Consider the following 15,532-nt stretch of genomic DNA (forward strand, 5'->3'; position numbering starts at 1 on the left):
CAGTTGCATCTATCGAACGCATGGGTGAGATCAAGGAGTTTACTGAACTGCCCGGCACCAATGACGCGGGAAAGCCCAACAAGTTCTCTCTGAAACAAGCTGCAGACACTCTTCATGACGACATGACGCAACGGAACCAGTGTGTAGTCTTCAAAGCGGGAGACACCACCAGTCACCCATTGATCACAGTGGATTTCTCAGCCGTTAAGTTCTACCCGAAAAAGACCAGAGGTGGCAGCGAAGACTCGGGGGCGTCCCACTACCGGATGGGCGTGTATGCCGCGGCGCGCGGCACCGCCGGAGCCTCGCTGTACTTCAAGTGCCCAACGAAAAACCCCGATGCACCGGGGCAGTCCACGCCCTACGTCGAAGCAGAGCTCATCGGAACTCCGGACCAGCTATCGGCAAAGAGCACTGGACGCGACAGGATGACCGTCCTCAACGCCGTGTCGCGAGCCATGGCGAAGCAGTTGGGTTGCGCCTCACAGGCCTCCCTGCCGTCTCGAGTACCGGCAGGCCAGCCCGATTAACCCGGCACGTTGACCGACTTACCCGCCCGGAAGTCCAGGCGAGACGGAGGGGCGGACACGAGGGAACCGGCTAACAATGCGCCAACGCATCGTCCCAGCAGTCTTCACCACCGCAGCCATAGCAGTGGTGGACTGTTCTGGCGAGAAAGAGGAGGAATACACCTCCCCAGTTCACTGTGCGGCATCCCCACCGGGAAGCAGAACTGGCCTTCATTCTTTCGAGCCGGAAAGAAAATCGCTGCGCAACAGGTGTCTCCGAACAGTGGAACCAATCGCTGCCAAGGCTTGGTTGACGGAAAAGTCGCCCTCGTCTCAAGCCGGATCTGGGCAGCGCAAAAGGACAGCGTCGCCCAAATGGCCAACTCTAACGCTAATACGGACGACGGAGCCCTGACGGATGACAGTCGCTACATGTACTCACGCACGGGCGCAGTAGGACGCGTTGAAGACTGCGCCGACCCGACACACCCCGAACAGGCTCTCTTCTCCGTCATCCAAGTCTGCGCATCCGATGTTGAGGGTGAGGCATCAACCATGAAGCAACTCATCACTGCGTACACAAAAGCCGTTGGTGCTTCGTCCGACTGCACTTGATGTCCCGGGCAGCGATACTTGCGGCTTCTGAGGCCAGAGAGACCACTCTCTGAGGGGGTTGCACCGGCAAGACAGCCCTCACGCGGACGGACCCGGCCCCTGCTGCCCGCCGTACGGCGAGTTCGGGTCGTGGCTTGCAGGGTGACTCTGCGGAGCGCCGTACGGCTGGTACTGCGGCTGCACGGGGCCAGGCGCGGAGCCAGGCGAGTAGGCGGGGTACACGGGTGGCTGCTGAGGCGCGCGCTGCTTGCGGCTGCGTTTGACCGCCACGACGGCTCCCGCGGCGATCACCACCGCGGCGCCCACACCGATGCCGATCCACAGAGCGGGGTTGCTGTCGTCACCCTTGGACGCCGCGGCCGGAGCGACGGAGTTGCTCTCGTCCGGAACCTTGGAGGGCTTGCCTGACGGCTTGGACGCTGTGACGGGGTAGTCCGGCAGCGGGAACTTACTGGCAGGACCGGGGTCGCCGGGGTTGGTCAGGGCGATCCGAGGGCGGACGATTCCGTAGCCGATGCCGTCATTGCGCTTGGCGCCGTCCGTGGGGCTGCCGATCGTGTTGAGCATGACGCGAAGAACCTGGTTGTTGGTCCAGTTGGGATGCTGGGACCAAATCAGGGCCGCGCTGGCGGAGGCGAGCGCAGTGGCGTCACTCGTGCCGTGACTCTCGCAGAGCCCGGTCTTGCTGCTCTTGGTCCCACAGGCGTGGACCATCTTGTCTCCAGGTGCGGACATGTCCACTTGAGGGCCATGTGTGGATTCGTCCGTCATCCGGAGATCCTTGCCGACGGCGCTCACACCCACCACGCCCGGAGTCGCGGCGGGGTACATCACTTCATTGCCAGAAGCCCCGTCATTTCCTGTGCCCGCAAAGACCAGTGCGCCCTTCTTCAAGGCGTAGTCCACAGATGCCGTGAGCTGAGGCGAGCCCTTCAACACGGCCTGAGAGATGTTGATGACCTTGGCGCCGCTGTCCGCCGCGTACCGAATCGCCTTCGGCGTGACCTTGTTGAACTGCTTGGCCGCACCGTAGAGATTGTTTGCCTTACTCGAGTCGGGCAGACGGATGGGGAGGATCTTCGCTTCCGGAGCCAGTCCAAATGACCCATGCCCACCGCCGTGCGCGCCCGTCGCGGCGATCAGGCCGGCCATGCCCGTGCCATGGCCTTCGTAGTCGGTGTGCTCGTCGCCGGCTTCGTCAGGTGCCAGGTCAAGTCCGCCGAGAATTCGCCCCTGCAGATCAGGGTTTGTCGGGTCGACTCCCGTGTCGATCACAGCGACCGTGACGCCTTCGCCCTTACTCGTGCGCCACATGGTCTCGGCCTTCATCACCGTGAGGTACCACTGCTCGTCACGCGTCGATTCCGCGAGTGCCGGCGTGGCCGCGACACCCACCAACAGCAAACCGAGGGCTGTCGAGGCAACAGCTCGGCGGCCGTACCGAATCCTGCTGGTGGGCATGCAATTACCTCTCGCTGTTATTGGACTTGTCGTCTACGACCGGCGGCACATTGCCCTGGTTGTTCGGCTGCCAGGTCTCCTCGTCCTCGACGAGGTAGTCGGGGCGCTCGCCCTTCCTCTCGCTCTGACTGCCGTCGGGGCGACTGCCATGAGGCATCGCTCCGCCGCGACCGGCCTGGCCTGTGCCGCGCGTTGATTCGGACGTGTCCCCGCCAGCGCCCTGGCCACGTACCAATCCTGAGCCACCCCGGCTGAACGAACGGGCATTCGCGCGGCTCTGCTGCTGGGGTCGACCACCGACGACGCCACCGTTCTCGCCAGTTACCCCGCCGGCTCGGCGTCCTGAGACTGCCCCTTTCGATCCGGCGCTGCCACCGGTAGCCGTCGGCCTGCCGCCTGTCACTCCCTGGCCGGTGGTGCTCCGGCCACCTGCCGCACGCTCACCGCCCATCACCGTGCCACGAGGAATGCCCGTTGACCTGCCCGTTGTCTGCTGAGGACGGCCGCCTGCCACTCCATTGTTGGTCGGAAGACGTCCGGAATTCGCGCCCGGAACCGATCGGCCGGTTCCCGTGGCGTTCTGGCCAGGCAGCATGGGGCCGCGCGCGCCGGGTGTCGTCGGACGGCCCAGGCCGTTGGCCGTTGCCGGGCTGTTGGGCCTCCCCGTCACTCCAGGGCCTCCCTGGGGTGACGTCCCACGTGCGGTCATAGCCGGGCCTGTGGCGCGGCCGGTGAGGGGTGGTCGGCCGGGGCCGCCGAAGGCCGGCGGGATCATTCCGGTCGTGGGTGGCGTGCCGACGGGGCCGGGCGCGCTCGGGCCGGCCGGTGAGGGTCCAGGGCCAGTGGTCGTCGGGTTCTGCCGAACGTCCGGCAGGGTCTCCACCGAGTCGATGCCCATCTCCGTCGGGCGTTGCTCGAAAGCCGGGACCGTTCGTTCTGGCGCCGTCACATCGTGCTGCGGTGTGGTTGCTCCGGGAATGGTCCCCGCATGTCCGCTCACCACCGGCGTAGATCCGGTCAGGCCGCTTTCGGAAGACGCCTGGGCAGCCGAACCGCCGTAACCATGCTCCTTGACCTCATCGATGCTGGACTTCTCGGGCACGAACGCCTTAGGCGGCGGAGGGAACTTCGGGCGGGTCAAACCATCCATCTGAGTGGAGGACAGCGAGTACGCCTGCCCCAACTTCCGCATCTCGCCGGCGGCTTCCTGCCGCACCTTCTCCTTGTTCGCCGCGATCGCCTGAAGCTCACTCGTTGACTTACTGGCCACGGCCCCGGCGTCGGGGTCGTTGTGCGCGGCCTTCGCGGCATCCAGATTTGCCGTCGCGCTGGCCTTGTCCCTCGGAATGGCGGCCTGTGCATTGCCAATCGCCGTCGAGGCCTGAGCAAGCCACTTCGACGAGTCCTGGCTGAAGTCCCCTAGCGTCAGGGTCGCGTTGGCCAGGTCTCCGGCCCAGGTGCGAAATGACTCCGCACCCTCGCCCTTCCACTCGACCCACTGGGGCCGGACCTTCAGGTCCTCCGCGATGGAATGGATCTCCTTCGCCGCCGCGGCGAGTCGCGCAGCAGCCGCCTGCACCGTCCCTGAGTTCGCCTGGTCGAGCCATTCCAGCATCTGCTCGTGGCTCATGCCGTCGAACGGATCGCGAGCCATCAAGCCACCCCGCCCTTGTAGTCAGTCTTGGGCGTCGGAGCGGACTTGCCCGTGGCCCCCGAGTCACCGTCAGCGTCCTTCTTGCCGATCTCATCCATCTTCGGCCCCTCACCCTGGTGCCAGAGCTTGGACTTCTCGGGGTCGTAGTCGCCGCCGTAGTGCTGCTTCGTCTCCGCGCTGATCGCCAGCATGCGGTCCCGGAGATCTGTGTCGATCCCCTTGTAGGTCTTGTGCGAAGCCAGCACCGCGATGCCCATGCCCTCTATCGAGTCCGAGAGGACCTGTGACAGGTGTTCCAGCTCCGTGAGGACGGTCTGGTACGACGTGAACAGGCCTGCGGCCTCGCCCCAGGCGCCCGTGCCGCCACCGAACTGATGACGGGTCAGCGGCTCCTGGCCGATCTTCTTCGGGCCAGCGTCGGAACCCTTGAGGTTCTTGATCAGCTCATCAACCCGCTGCTGGAACTTCGTGAACGACTCCAGCTCGGTGACGATGTCCCCCACCGCCGCCTGCGCCGCCCCCACCGCTCCGAGTACGCCGAAGAAGGCCCACGGCGAGCCGTCGCTGCCGCCGCCTTTGTCCGCTGCCTCTGCCATCGCGTCCTCCCCGTTCCCCCGTGCTCGCCGAAGGTCATCGGCCGTCGTTGCGAAGTCTCGACAACAACTCTAGCCATGCACACTGTCAGTTCACACGCGGCCCGTTGCAGAGACCATCCACAACGCGTCACACAACGACACGACGTGTCACAAGTTGCAACGGGCAGGCAGGGTCACTCCGTTGACGCCATCGCCGGAGCGGACGCGTTCGTCACCACCGCCGCCTGCGGGCGGATCGGGAGGCGGTTGACGGGGCGGCCCGTGGCCGCGCGGACCGCCGAGGCCACTGCCGCCGGGGACGCGACCACCGGGACCGCGCTCGCCGCCTTCGCTCCGAAGGGGGCCACCACGTCCCGTTCCTCGACCAGTTTGACGATGCGGATGTCGGGGGCGTCCAGGGACGTCGGGAGCGCGTAACCCGTGAAGTCGGGGTGGCGGACCAGGCCCCTGGGGGTGCGGAGGTTCTCCGTGAGCGCGGCGCCCACGCCTTGCGTGACACCCGCTTCGATACGGGCCGTCAGCTGAGCCGGGTTGAGGACTCGGCCCACGTCCTGGGCGACCGCGAGTTCCACGACGCGTACGGACCCGAGTTCGATGTCCACGTCGACCACCGCGCGGATCGCGCAGAACGCGAGACCCACGAAGGCGTCGCCCTGGCCGTCGGCGTCGAGGGGTTCGGTGGGGTGCGGGCGGCACTGGGCCGTGGCCCACAGTTCCTTGCCGTCCATCGCCTCGGTGACCGTCGTCGACAGGACTCCGTCGTACGACGTGATCTTGCCGTCGGCGATCTGGAGCAGCTCCGTGGACATGCCGAACTTGTGCGCCAGGGGCTGGAGAAGCTGGGTGCGGACCATCTTCGCGGCGCGTTCGACCGCTCCGCCGGAGACCCACGTGTGGCGGCCGCGGCAGCCGGGGCCGGCCGGGGGCTGGTCCGTGTCGACGGGGGCGACCTGGACCTCGTCGATGCCGAGGGTGTCCTGGACGATCTGGCGGGCGAGCGTGGTGAAGCCCTGGCCGGTCTCGACCGCCGCGCAGATGACCGTGGCCACGCCGTCGTGGACCTTCACCGTCGCCGTCGACACCTCGTCGGTGCCTTCCGCGCCGAGCATGTGCACCATGCCGATGCCGTAGCCGACACCGCGGCGCACCGCGCCTGGTTCACCCGCGCCTTCGGGGCCGCCGGGCAGCAGCCACTCGTCCTCGGGGGTGTCCCTGGGAAGATCCGGCAGCGGGAAGTCCCTTACCGCGCCCAGCAGTTCGGCGACCGGCGCCGGGCACGTCACCGTCTGCCCGGTCGGGAGTACGTCTCCCGTCGCCATGGCGTTGCGCAGGCGCAGCTCCGCCGGGTCGATGCCGAGTTTCTTCGCCAGCTTGTCCATCTGCGCCTCGTACGCGGCGCAGACCTGGAGGGCGCCTTCTCCGCGTACGTGGCCGGAGGGCGGGTTGTTGGTGCGTACCGCCCAGCCCTCGATGAAGGCGTGCGGAACGACGTACGGGCCGCAGGCGAAGGAGACCGCGGCGGCGAGCGCCTCCGAGGACGTGTCGGCGTACGCGCCCGCGTCGAGGAGGATCTGCGCCTCGACCTTGACCAGCTTGCCCTCGGCGTCCGCGTGGTGGCGGTAGCGCAGGAGCGTGGGGTGGCGGTGGGCGTGGCCGAGGAAGGACTCCTCGCGCGTAGCGGTGAGCTTGACCGGGCGGCCGGTCCTCAACGCGAGCAGTCCGAGCGGGAGTTGGAAGCTCTGGTCCTCGCGGTCGCCGGTCGCGCCGGGCACGCCCGTGACGACGACCTTCACACGCTCGGGTTCGAGGCCGTAGCGGGCGGCGGCGAGGTCGCGGTCGCCGTGCGGGTCGGTGGAGGCGATGTAGAGCTCCACTCCCCCGTCGGGCCGCGGGACGGCGAGGCCGGCCTCGGCGCCGATGGGGGCCGGGTCCTGGCGGCCGATGCGGTACTGGCCCTCGACAACAATGTCGCCGACCGCGTCCTGGTCGCCGTGGCGCAGGGGGATGTGGCGGATCAGGTTGCCGTCGGGGTGGAGGGGCTCGGCGGCGAAGGACTGCTCGGGATCGGTGACCGGTTCGAGCACCTCGTACTCGACGAGGACGGCCGCGGCCGCCATGCGCGCGGTGTCCGGGTGGTCGGCGGCGACGGCCGCGATGGCCTCGCCGTGGTGGCGTACGACGTCGGAGGCGAACACCGGGCGGTCCGCGGCGCGGTGTCCGGGAAGCGGCGCTCCGGGGACGTCCTCGTGCGTGATGACGGCGCGCACGCCGGGCATCTCGCGCGCGTGGGTGGTGTCGATGGAGAGGATGCGCGCGTGCGGGTGCGGGGAGCGCAGGACGGCAGCCCACAGCAGGCCCTCGGCCCACAGGTCGGCGGCGTACGGGAAGGTGCCCTCCGTCTTGGCGCGCGCCTCGGCGGGCGGCAGGGAGGCCCCGAGGCCGTGGGGGAGCGGCTCGGCCACGGGGGCCGCGGGCGCGGTGGCTGTTGCTTCGTCACTCACGCCAGGCCTCCGTCCTGAATACCTTCGGTCGCGCTGGGTCCCGCCTGGTGCGGGATGCGGGCCTCGCCCCCGGCGTCACCCGCGGAGGCGGTCGACCCCGCCGAGTCCGTCGAGTCCGTCGCGGTGGCCGCGCCCGTCGCCGTCGCCTCGCGTTCGGTGACGACCTGCTGTACGGCGTCCAGGATCCCGCGGTAGCCGGAGCAGCGGCACAGGTTGCCGCACAGCGCCTGGCGGGTCTCCAGTTCGGTGGGGGCCGGGTTGCCCTCGAGGAGGTCGTGCACGGTCATCGCCATGCCGGGCACGCAGAATCCGCACTGGACGGCACAGCGGCCGGCGAGGGCGCGCTGCACGTCGGAGGGCTGCCCGTCGGCGGCCAGGCCCTCCACGGTGCGCACTTCGCTGCCGGCCGCGGTGGCACCGGGCACGAGGCAGGAGGCCACGAGGCGGCCGTCGACCTGCACGTTGCAGGCACCGCACTCGCCCTGCGAGCAGCCGTCCTTGGCCCCGGCCAGGCCCAGGCGCTCGCGCAGGACGTAGAGCAGTGACTCGCCGATCCAGGCGCCGGTGACGGGGCGGTCGGTGCCGTTGACCCGCAGGACGTAGGAGGCGAGGGGGTGGTCGTCGTGGAGGGGGGCGACCACGGCGTCGGGGGCGGGCTCGTCGGGGGCGGCGTCCTCAGGAGCGGCGGCTTCGGTGACGTCGGGGGCTTCGTCGACCTCAGAAGTGTCAGAAACCGCAGGAGCCGCATAGACCTCCGGGGCCTCCACGACCTCCGCGACCTCCGGGATCTCTGAGACCTCCGCGACCTCCGGGATCTCTGAGACCTCCGCGACCTCCGAGATCTCCGAAGCCTCGGCCGTCGGCACCCGCACCGGCCCCTCCGCCGACTCGGCGGCGACGTCCGCGAAGGCATGTGCCTCGCCGTCCGCCGTCCCGACCGGCTCGGGTTCGCCGTGCACGCCGCGTACCGCGTGTATGTCGCTTGCGTTCCCCTGCGCCGGCTCCGGCGCGACCTCAGGCGCGACGTCGGACTCGATCGCCGGCTCGAACTCGGGCTCGAACTCGTCCTCCGGAACGCCCCGCGCAGGCTCCCGTGCCCACTCCTCCGCCGCCCAGGGCGCCACCGCGCCCCCCGGCAGCGTCGCCGGAGGCGTCCGGCCCCACTGCGCGGCGAGGGACGAGGTGGTGAACTCGCCCGACTCGTCCGGAAGATCCCCTTCGGCGATGACCGGAATCGACCACTGCCCGGTCTGCGCCGCCTGGCCGGCCCCGGCCTGGTCGTGGGCGGGCGGCGCCTGGTGCTCGACGTCCGAGAAGTTCCACTGCCCGGTCACCCCGGCCCCGTGGCCGTACGAAGGCATCGCCTCCGGAGCGGCCGGTGCGACGTGTTCGGCGTGTTCGGCGGGTTCGGGCCAGTGCACCTCGCCGGTCCCCGCGCCCGTGGGCGCCACCTGCGCGCCCGTCACGTCGGGCGGCAGCACCCACACGCCCGTCGCCGCCGGGTCCGTGGCCGCGGGGCCGCCGGGCGCGATGGTGATCTGCGGCGGTACGTAACCGTGTCCCGGCGCGGCCAGCGGCACGTCGGGCAGGCCGCCCTCGGGGAGCTGCACGAAGGCGGTGGCGTCCGCGTCGTAGTCACCCTGGGGCAGCGGCTCCCAGCCGCCGCCCTGGTGACCACCGTGGCCACCGTGGTTGTGCTCGTCAGTCACGACAGCGCCCTCCCAAGTGCACGTCGGGCCAGCGCGGCGACCGTGCGCCGCAGGTGCAGTACGGCGGGCGGCAGCTGTTCCTGGGTGCCGTCCGGGGCCGGGGCGGCGTCGGGGATGCAGGCCGCGGCGACGTACTCGCCGAACGCGGTCAGCGCCTCGGGCACGAGCTTCCGCTCGCCGTCCCAGTCGATGAGCGAGGCCACCCACTGCTCGGCCTCCAGGGGCCGCAGCGGCATGGGCGCGATCGCGCCGACCGCGCACCGCACGCCGCGCCTCGCGGGGTCGAGGACGAGCGCGACGGACGCGAGGGCGCGTCCGGGGCCGGTGCGGCCGGTGGCCTTGAGGAAGGTCTGCGGGGCGTGCAGGAGCGGCACGCGCACGAAGCCGATGAGTTCGCCGGGGCTGAGCATCTCCATGCCCGCGAGCAGGTGGGAGACGGGCACCTCGCGCCGCGCGCCGCCGGGGCCCGCGATGATGAGGGTGGCTTCGAGGGCGGCCAGGACGGGCAGCGTGTCGCCGGTCGCGGCGGCGGAGGCGATGTTGCCGCCGAGGGTGCCCGCGTTACGGATCTGGGGCGGTCCGGCGGCGCGGGCCGCGGCCGCGAGCGCGGGGATCAGGGCGGCGAAGTCGGGGCGCCCGATGCGGGCGTGCGTGAGGCCGGCGCCGAGCAGAGCGTGACCGTCCTGGTACTGCCAGCCGCGGATCTCGCTGATGCGGCCGAGGCCGACGAGGGCGGCGGGGCGCAGGAGTCCGGCGTTGACCGAGGCCATCAGGTCGGTGCCGCCCGCGACCGGGACCGCGGCGGGCATGGCGGCGAGTGCTGCCACGGCCTCGTCGAGCGAGCCCGGGAGCGTCACGGCCTGCGTTGCGTGCGTGGTCAAACCGGCTGCCCCTTCCCGATGTCCGGCACTTCGCCCGGCGGCTTCGGCATGTGAGCCGTCGTTCGCGCCGTTACGCCTGTTCCGCCGTACGGTACGTGCTGACAGGCCGGACGTGGCAACTCTGGCACATCTTCCCGGGGGCCCGGCGAGGGGGTCCGCTAGGAGGCTTTCGCCCCGAGGACCAGGGAGATGGATCGATTTCGCCCCTGGTCACCGGTCGGTACGCATTGCCACTCTTCGGTGATTTTTGTAAGGCTTTTTCGTGCGGTCCCACGGTCCCAGGGCCGGAGCCCCGGGGCACGCGTACGGCGGGCGTCTCACACGTTCGGGGGCGCCCCCTCGATCGGGCGTCCGAGCACACCCGGTCGCTGCTGCCACGGAAGGGGCCCTGTGGGCGGGCGGTAGCCGACGCCGAGAGCGTCAAGGCGGCCGTAGTGGGCGGTCATTCGGCGCCGGAAGTCCGCGTAGTCGCGCTCGGCAGGTGCGGGCAGGGCGCACCAGGCGACCTCGGCGAAGGCCGCCAGGCGCGGGAACACCTGGTAGTCGACGCGGGCCTGGCTCTCCATCACCTCGGTCCACACGTTGGCCTGGGTGCCCAGGACGTGCCGCGCCTCCTCCTCGGTGAGCTGCGGCGGGACGGGCTCGAAGCGGTAGACGTCCTCCAGCGTGCGGACGTATCCGATGGGCATCGGCTCGTCGTCGCCCGGCGCCTGACGGTGGTCCAGGTACACCTGCTGCTCGGGGCACATGACGACGTCGTGTCCGGCGCGGGCGGCGGTGATGCCGCCCTGATAGCCGCGCCAGGACGACACGGCGGCGCCGGGCGCGAGGCCGCCCTCCAGGATCTCGTCCCAGCCGATGAGGCGCCGGCCGCGTTCGGCGAGCCAGGTGTCGAAGTGCCGGATGAACCAGGACTGGAGCTCGTCCTCGTCCTTCAGGCCGAGTTCGGCGATCCGGGCCTGCGCGGCGGGCGACTGCTTCCACTGGTCCTTGGGGCACTCGTCGCCGCCGATGTGAATGAACGGCGAGACGTCGGCGGGGAAGAGAGCGAGGAGTTCCTCGAATACGCCCTCGTAGAAGCGCAGAGTCCGGTCGGTCGGCGCGAGTACGTTCGGGGTTACTCCCCAGTTGTCCCAGACGGTGAGGGAGGCGGTGTCGACGACGTCCGTGTTGCCGAGTTCCGGATAGGCCGCGATGGCCGCCTGGGAGTGGCCGGGGACATCGATCTCGGGGACGACGCGGATATGCCGTTCGGCGGCGTACGCGACGATCTCGCGGATGTCGTCCTGCGTGTAGAAGCCGCCGTGCGGACGGTCGTCCCACAGAGGTGAGGCGCGGTGGCCGAATTTCGTGCGTGCGCGCCAGGCGCCCTGCTCCGTGAGCCTGGGGTGGCGCTTGATCTCGATACGCCATCCCTGGTCGTCGGTGAGGTGGAAGTGGAAGACGTTCAGTTTGTGCGCGGCGAGCAGGTCGAGATAGCGCAGGACCCCGTCCTTGGGCATGAAGTGGCGTGCCACGTCGAGCATCAGGCCGCGCCAGGCGAAGCGTGGGGCGTCCTCGACGGTGCCGGTGGGGACGGTCCAGCTGCGGCCCGGTTCGACGGGTGCGCGCCGGAAGGCGTCGGGGCCGAGGAGCTGACGGAAGGTCTGGGCGCCCCAGAAGACGCCGGCCGCGCCGCCGCCTTCGATGCGGACGGTCCGCCGGTCGACGGTCATCCGGTAGGCCTCAGGGCCGAGTTCGGGGTCGACGCGCAGCTCTATACGGGTTTCACCGTCGCGCAGGTCAGCGCCGGTCCCGGCGGGGGGCAGGCCGAGGCCGGTGGCCGCTCCGACGGTCGAGCGCAGCCAGCGGGCGACGCCCTCGGTGCCCGCGGCGGCGTCGATGGTGGTGGCGTCGCCGAGTTCGTGGAGGCCGTCACCGTGCGCCGTCCGGCTGGGTGCGGGAATGAGATCTGTCGAAGTCACTGACGTCAGTCCTTAACCGCGCCGCCGAGCCCGGACACCAGGCGCCGCTGTACGAGTACGAAGAAGACCAGTACCGGAATGGTCATTACCGTCGACGCCGCCATGATGCCGCCCCAGTCGTTCTCGTCGGGTTTGAAGAAGACGAGCAGGGCCATGGGCAGGGTCGACTGCGAGGTGTCGCTGATGATGAAGGACTTCGCGAACAGGAAGTCGTTCCAGGTGGAGATGAAGGAGAAGACGCTGGTCGCCACGAGGCCGGGAAAGACCAGCGGGAAAAGGATCTGCCAGAGGAACCGGGTGCGGCTCGCCCCGTCGATGTACGCGGCTTCCTCGAGCGCTTCAGGGACGGCCTTCACAAATCCCCGGAGCATCCACACGGCGAACGGCAGGGAGAACGCCAGGTGGGGCAGGATCAGTGAGCCGAGTGTGTTGAGCTGCCCGAAATCCCGCATGAGGAAGAAGAGCGGAATGGTGAGGGCCTCGACGGGCACCATCTGCGCGACCAGGAACATGATGAGAAGCGTCGTGCGGAACCTGAACCGGAACCTTGTCACCGCGGTCGCCGCGAGGAATGCGACGAGGGCGGAGACGACGACGACGGTGCCCGCGACGGTCAGGCTGTTGAGGAAGTACCGGCCGAATTCCTCCTGTTGGAAGACGCGCCGGAAGGAGTCGAGCGAGGGCGCGAGCGTCCAGGGTCTCGGCTCGGTCGACTCGATCTCGCCGGCCGGTTTGAAGGCGCCGAGCACCATCCAGTAGAGGGGGAAGGCGACGACGAGGGCGATCAGGAGCGCGGACGCCTCGGCGGCGAGCCGCCACGGCCGCCGCACCCTCACCCGTACCGGATTCACAGCTCCTCCCCTCTGCGGCGCAGGATCCGCAGGTAGCCGAGCGTGACGGCGAGCAGGATCAGCAGCATGACGACGCCGATCGCCGAGCCGAGGCTGTACTGGCTGGAAGCGAAGGCCTTTTGGTACGCGTACACGTTGAGCACGAGGTTCTGGCCCGCGATGCCGCCGCCGTTCGTCATGACGTAGATCTGGGTGAACACCTTGAAGTCCCAGATGACCGACTGGACGGTGACGACGAGGAGGATCGGCCGCAGCATCGGGGCGAGCACCGAGCGCCAGATCCGCCACTGCGAGGCCCCGTCGAGCGCCGCCGCCTCGACGACCTCCGCCGGGATCGCCCTGATGCCCGCGTACACGGTGACCATCACGAACGGGAAGGAGCACCAGACCACTTCGAGCAGGACGAGCGCGAAGGCGCTGTAGCGGCCGTACGTCCACGAGAAGTCGCCGAGCCCGAACACCCGGTTGACCGGGCCGAAGTCCGGGTCGAAGAGGAACATCCAGACCGTGGAGCCGGTGACCGCGGGGGTCGCCCAGGCGCCGAGCGCGGCCAGCATGAGGGCGAGCCGGGGCAGGGCGCGTACGCGGGTGAGCAGCACGGCGAGGGCGCAGCCGACGGCGAGGGTTGAGACGACGCACGCGGCGGCGAACAGGACCGTGGCGAGCAGCACCTGCCAGAACTGCTCGTCGGCGAAGAGCGTCGCGTAGTTCCCGAGCCCCTGGAAGGTGGTCGGTTCGCCGCCGCTGACCTGGGCCTGGGTGTATTCGAGGAACGAGATCAGGCCGAGTTGGTAGACGGGGTAGACGAGGAGCCCGCCGAGGAGGAGCAGGGCGGGGGCGAGATAGAGCCAGGGGGTCCAGGCGCCGGTGCGGCGGGCGGTGGTGGCCACGCGGTCAGCCCGCGGTGCGGAACGCGGTGTCCATCTTCTTCGCCGCGTCCCGTGAGGCCGTCGCCACGTCCTTACGTCCGCTGACGATCTCCTGGAACATGGTCGGCAGGACGAGCGAGGCGTCGATCTGACCCCAGGCGGGCGAGGCGGGCACGAACTTGGCGCCGGCGCCGAGGGTCTTGATGAAGGGCGCGACGAAGGGCTCCTTCTTCGCGACGCTCTCGCGGACGTCCGTGTACGTGGGCAGGAAGCCCATCGCGTCGAAGAGTTCGCCCTGCGTCTTCTTCGAGGCGAGGCTCTTCATGAGGTCCACGGCGAGCGTGCGGTGCGCGGTGCTCCTGAGTACGCCGATGTTGTTGCCGCCCGCGAAGGCCGGCGCGATGTCGCCCTTGTCCGCGCCCGGCAGCGGCACGACGGCGTACTTGCCCTTCACCTTGCCGTCCTCCATGGCCTGGTGGCTGAAGTCGCCGCCGATGGCCATGCCGGCCTTGCCGGAGGCGAACGCGGTGACGGTGTCGTTGCCGCCCATGCCCGCGCACTTCGCGGCGGGACAGTTGTCGCCGCCGAAGAGGGACGTGTACGCCTCGATGCCCTTGCGCGCGGCCGGGCTGTCGATGGCCGACTCGTACGATCCGCCCTTCTTCTCGGCGAGTTCACCGCCCTGGGACCAGATGAAGGGCATGGCGCCGTACGTGTAGGCGCCGCCGACCGCGAGACCGTAGAGGTCGGGCCTCATCTTGTGGATCTTCCGTGCCGTGGCGGCGAGTTGGGCCTGGGTCGTCGGGACGTCGAGTTTGAGGTCCTTGAAGACGTCGGTGCGGTAGTAGAGGGCGCGTACGCCGACGAAGTAGGGGGCGCCGTAGATCTTTCCGTCGACGGTCACGGACTCCTCGGCCGTCGGGTCGGTGTCCTTGGCCTCGGGCCAGGCGCCGAACTCCTCGGTCACGTCGGCGAGGCCGCCGTCCTTGACGTATCCGGCGGTGTCGGTGTTGCCGTACTCGATGACGTCGGGGGCGCTCTTCGGGTCGTTGAAGGCGGCCTTGATCTTCTCGGCGCGAGTCTCGACGGGTATGTACTCGACCGTGACGTCGGCGCCCTTGTGGGACTTCTCGAAGGCGGCGACGGCCGCGTCGACGACCTTCTGCTTCGGCCGGTTGTCGACCTCCTGGAAGAGCCAGACGCGCAGGGTCCCGCTCTTGTCGTCCCCGGCGGAGCCGTTGTCCGAGGTCCCGGGGGCGCAGGCGGTGGCGAGGGCAAGTGCGGCCAGGGGCAAGGCCATTCGGACGGGGAGCTTCATGGGGGCAGCCTCCGAAGTGTCGTTGCAACATACGCAATGGCGGTTTTGCTGTGCACAACACAGAGGAGGCTAGGAGGTCCAGACCACTGAGCGCAACGGTTGCGGAGGCAGCACAAAGGCCCCCATGGCGCGACAGATGCGCACCTCGGGGGCCTTTCGCAGCAGACTCAGGAACCTTCCGCGACGGCGCGGGCGACCACTTCCGCCCGCTGCCGCTACGTCATGCCCGCGACTTCCTGCCCGCTACTTCTTGTCCTTGCCGCCCTTGTCCTTGTCGCCGCCGGCGCCCATGGACTCGTAGATCTCCTTGCACATGGGACACACGGGGTACTTCTTCGGGTCCCGGCCCGGCACCCAGACCTTGCCGCAGAGCGCGACGACCGGCGTCCCCTCGAGGGCGCTCGCCATGATCTTGTCCTTCTGGACATAGTGGGCGTAGCGCTCGTGGTCGCCGTCACCGTGCGATGTCTGCGGCGTCGGCTCTACGAGGGTCCCCGTACCTGTCCCGCGCTCGGGCTCAAGAGTGCTCATAAAGGCCAAGGGTACTGAAGCGCCGGGAGAAGGGTCAGCGGCCTCGGGGTGAAGGGCCCGCGCCCCCGGTTCC

11 protein-coding genes and 1 pseudogene are annotated in these 15,532 nt (G+C 69.4%); 1 reads left to right on the forward strand and 11 read right to left on the reverse strand.

Annotation, left to right across the window (positions count from 1 at the left end; translation table 11 throughout):
• Positions 1–20 precede the first annotated feature (20 nt).
• The gene (locus tag LGI35_RS19070; RefSeq protein WP_227295026.1) at positions 21–530 is read left to right on the forward strand and encodes a hypothetical protein; all 510 of its coding nucleotides are present in this window, start codon (positions 21–23) and stop codon (positions 528–530) included.
• Positions 531–1,202: 672 nt separating this feature from the next.
• Here the strand turns inward: LGI35_RS19070 and mycP are convergent.
• The 11 genes and pseudogenes from mycP to LGI35_RS19125 form a co-directional block, all read right to left on the reverse strand.
• Positions 1,203–2,585: a type VII secretion-associated serine protease mycosin gene (mycP, locus tag LGI35_RS19075; RefSeq protein WP_227295027.1), complete on the reverse strand. Its 1,383-nt coding sequence runs from the start codon at positions 2,583–2,585 to the stop codon at positions 1,203–1,205.
• Positions 2,586–2,589: 4 nt separating this feature from the next.
• Positions 2,590–4,239 carry a YML083C domain-containing protein gene (locus LGI35_RS19080; RefSeq protein ID WP_227295028.1) on the reverse strand — a complete coding sequence of 550 codons (1,650 nt, stop codon included), beginning with the start codon at positions 4,237–4,239 and terminating at the stop codon, positions 2,590–2,592.
• Positions 4,239–4,835: a hypothetical protein gene (locus LGI35_RS19085; RefSeq protein WP_227295029.1), complete on the reverse strand. Its 597-nt coding sequence runs from the start codon at positions 4,833–4,835 to the stop codon at positions 4,239–4,241. Before LGI35_RS19085 ends, LGI35_RS19080 begins: the two co-directional genes overlap by 1 nt.
• A 173-nt stretch (positions 4,836–5,008) precedes the next feature.
• Positions 5,009–7,336, reverse strand: coding sequence for a xanthine dehydrogenase family protein molybdopterin-binding subunit (locus tag LGI35_RS19090; protein ID WP_227295030.1), 2,328 nt, complete (start codon positions 7,334–7,336; stop codon positions 5,009–5,011).
• Entirely contained in the window at positions 7,333–9,045 is a 1,713-nt protein-coding gene (locus LGI35_RS19095) for a 2Fe-2S iron-sulfur cluster-binding protein (protein ID WP_227295031.1), read from the reverse strand. Before LGI35_RS19095 ends, LGI35_RS19090 begins: the two co-directional genes overlap by 4 nt.
• A complete protein-coding gene (locus tag LGI35_RS19100; RefSeq protein WP_227295032.1) occupies positions 9,042–9,926 on the reverse strand; it encodes an FAD binding domain-containing protein in 885 nt (294 codons plus the stop codon). The genes LGI35_RS19095 and LGI35_RS19100 overlap by 4 nt, the downstream gene beginning before the upstream one ends.
• Positions 9,927–10,243: 317 nt before the next feature.
• Positions 10,244–11,890: a beta-N-acetylhexosaminidase gene (locus LGI35_RS19105; protein WP_423835710.1), complete on the reverse strand. Its 1,647-nt coding sequence runs from the start codon at positions 11,888–11,890 to the stop codon at positions 10,244–10,246.
• 5 nt (positions 11,891–11,895) lie between these two features.
• The gene (locus LGI35_RS19110) at positions 11,896–12,741 is read right to left on the reverse strand and encodes a carbohydrate ABC transporter permease (protein WP_227295033.1); all 846 of its coding nucleotides are present in this window, start codon (positions 12,739–12,741) and stop codon (positions 11,896–11,898) included.
• Positions 12,738–13,619: pseudogene (locus tag LGI35_RS19115) on the reverse strand (carbohydrate ABC transporter permease); the annotation flags it as partial. The gene LGI35_RS19110 and the pseudogene LGI35_RS19115, both read right to left, overlap by 4 nt.
• Before the next feature lie 16 nt (positions 13,620–13,635).
• Entirely contained in the window at positions 13,636–14,928 is a 1,293-nt protein-coding gene (locus LGI35_RS19120; RefSeq protein WP_227295034.1) for an extracellular solute-binding protein, read from the reverse strand.
• Positions 14,929–15,171: 243 nt separating this feature from the next.
• Complete coding sequence (locus tag LGI35_RS19125; RefSeq protein WP_100593929.1) at positions 15,172–15,459, reverse strand: DUF3039 domain-containing protein; 288 nt, start codon at positions 15,457–15,459, stop codon at positions 15,172–15,174.
• Positions 15,460–15,532 lie beyond the last annotated feature (73 nt).

Source organism: Streptomyces longhuiensis, from assembly GCF_020616555.1.
Classification (GTDB): domain Bacteria; phylum Actinomycetota; class Actinomycetes; order Streptomycetales; family Streptomycetaceae; genus Streptomyces; species Streptomyces longhuiensis.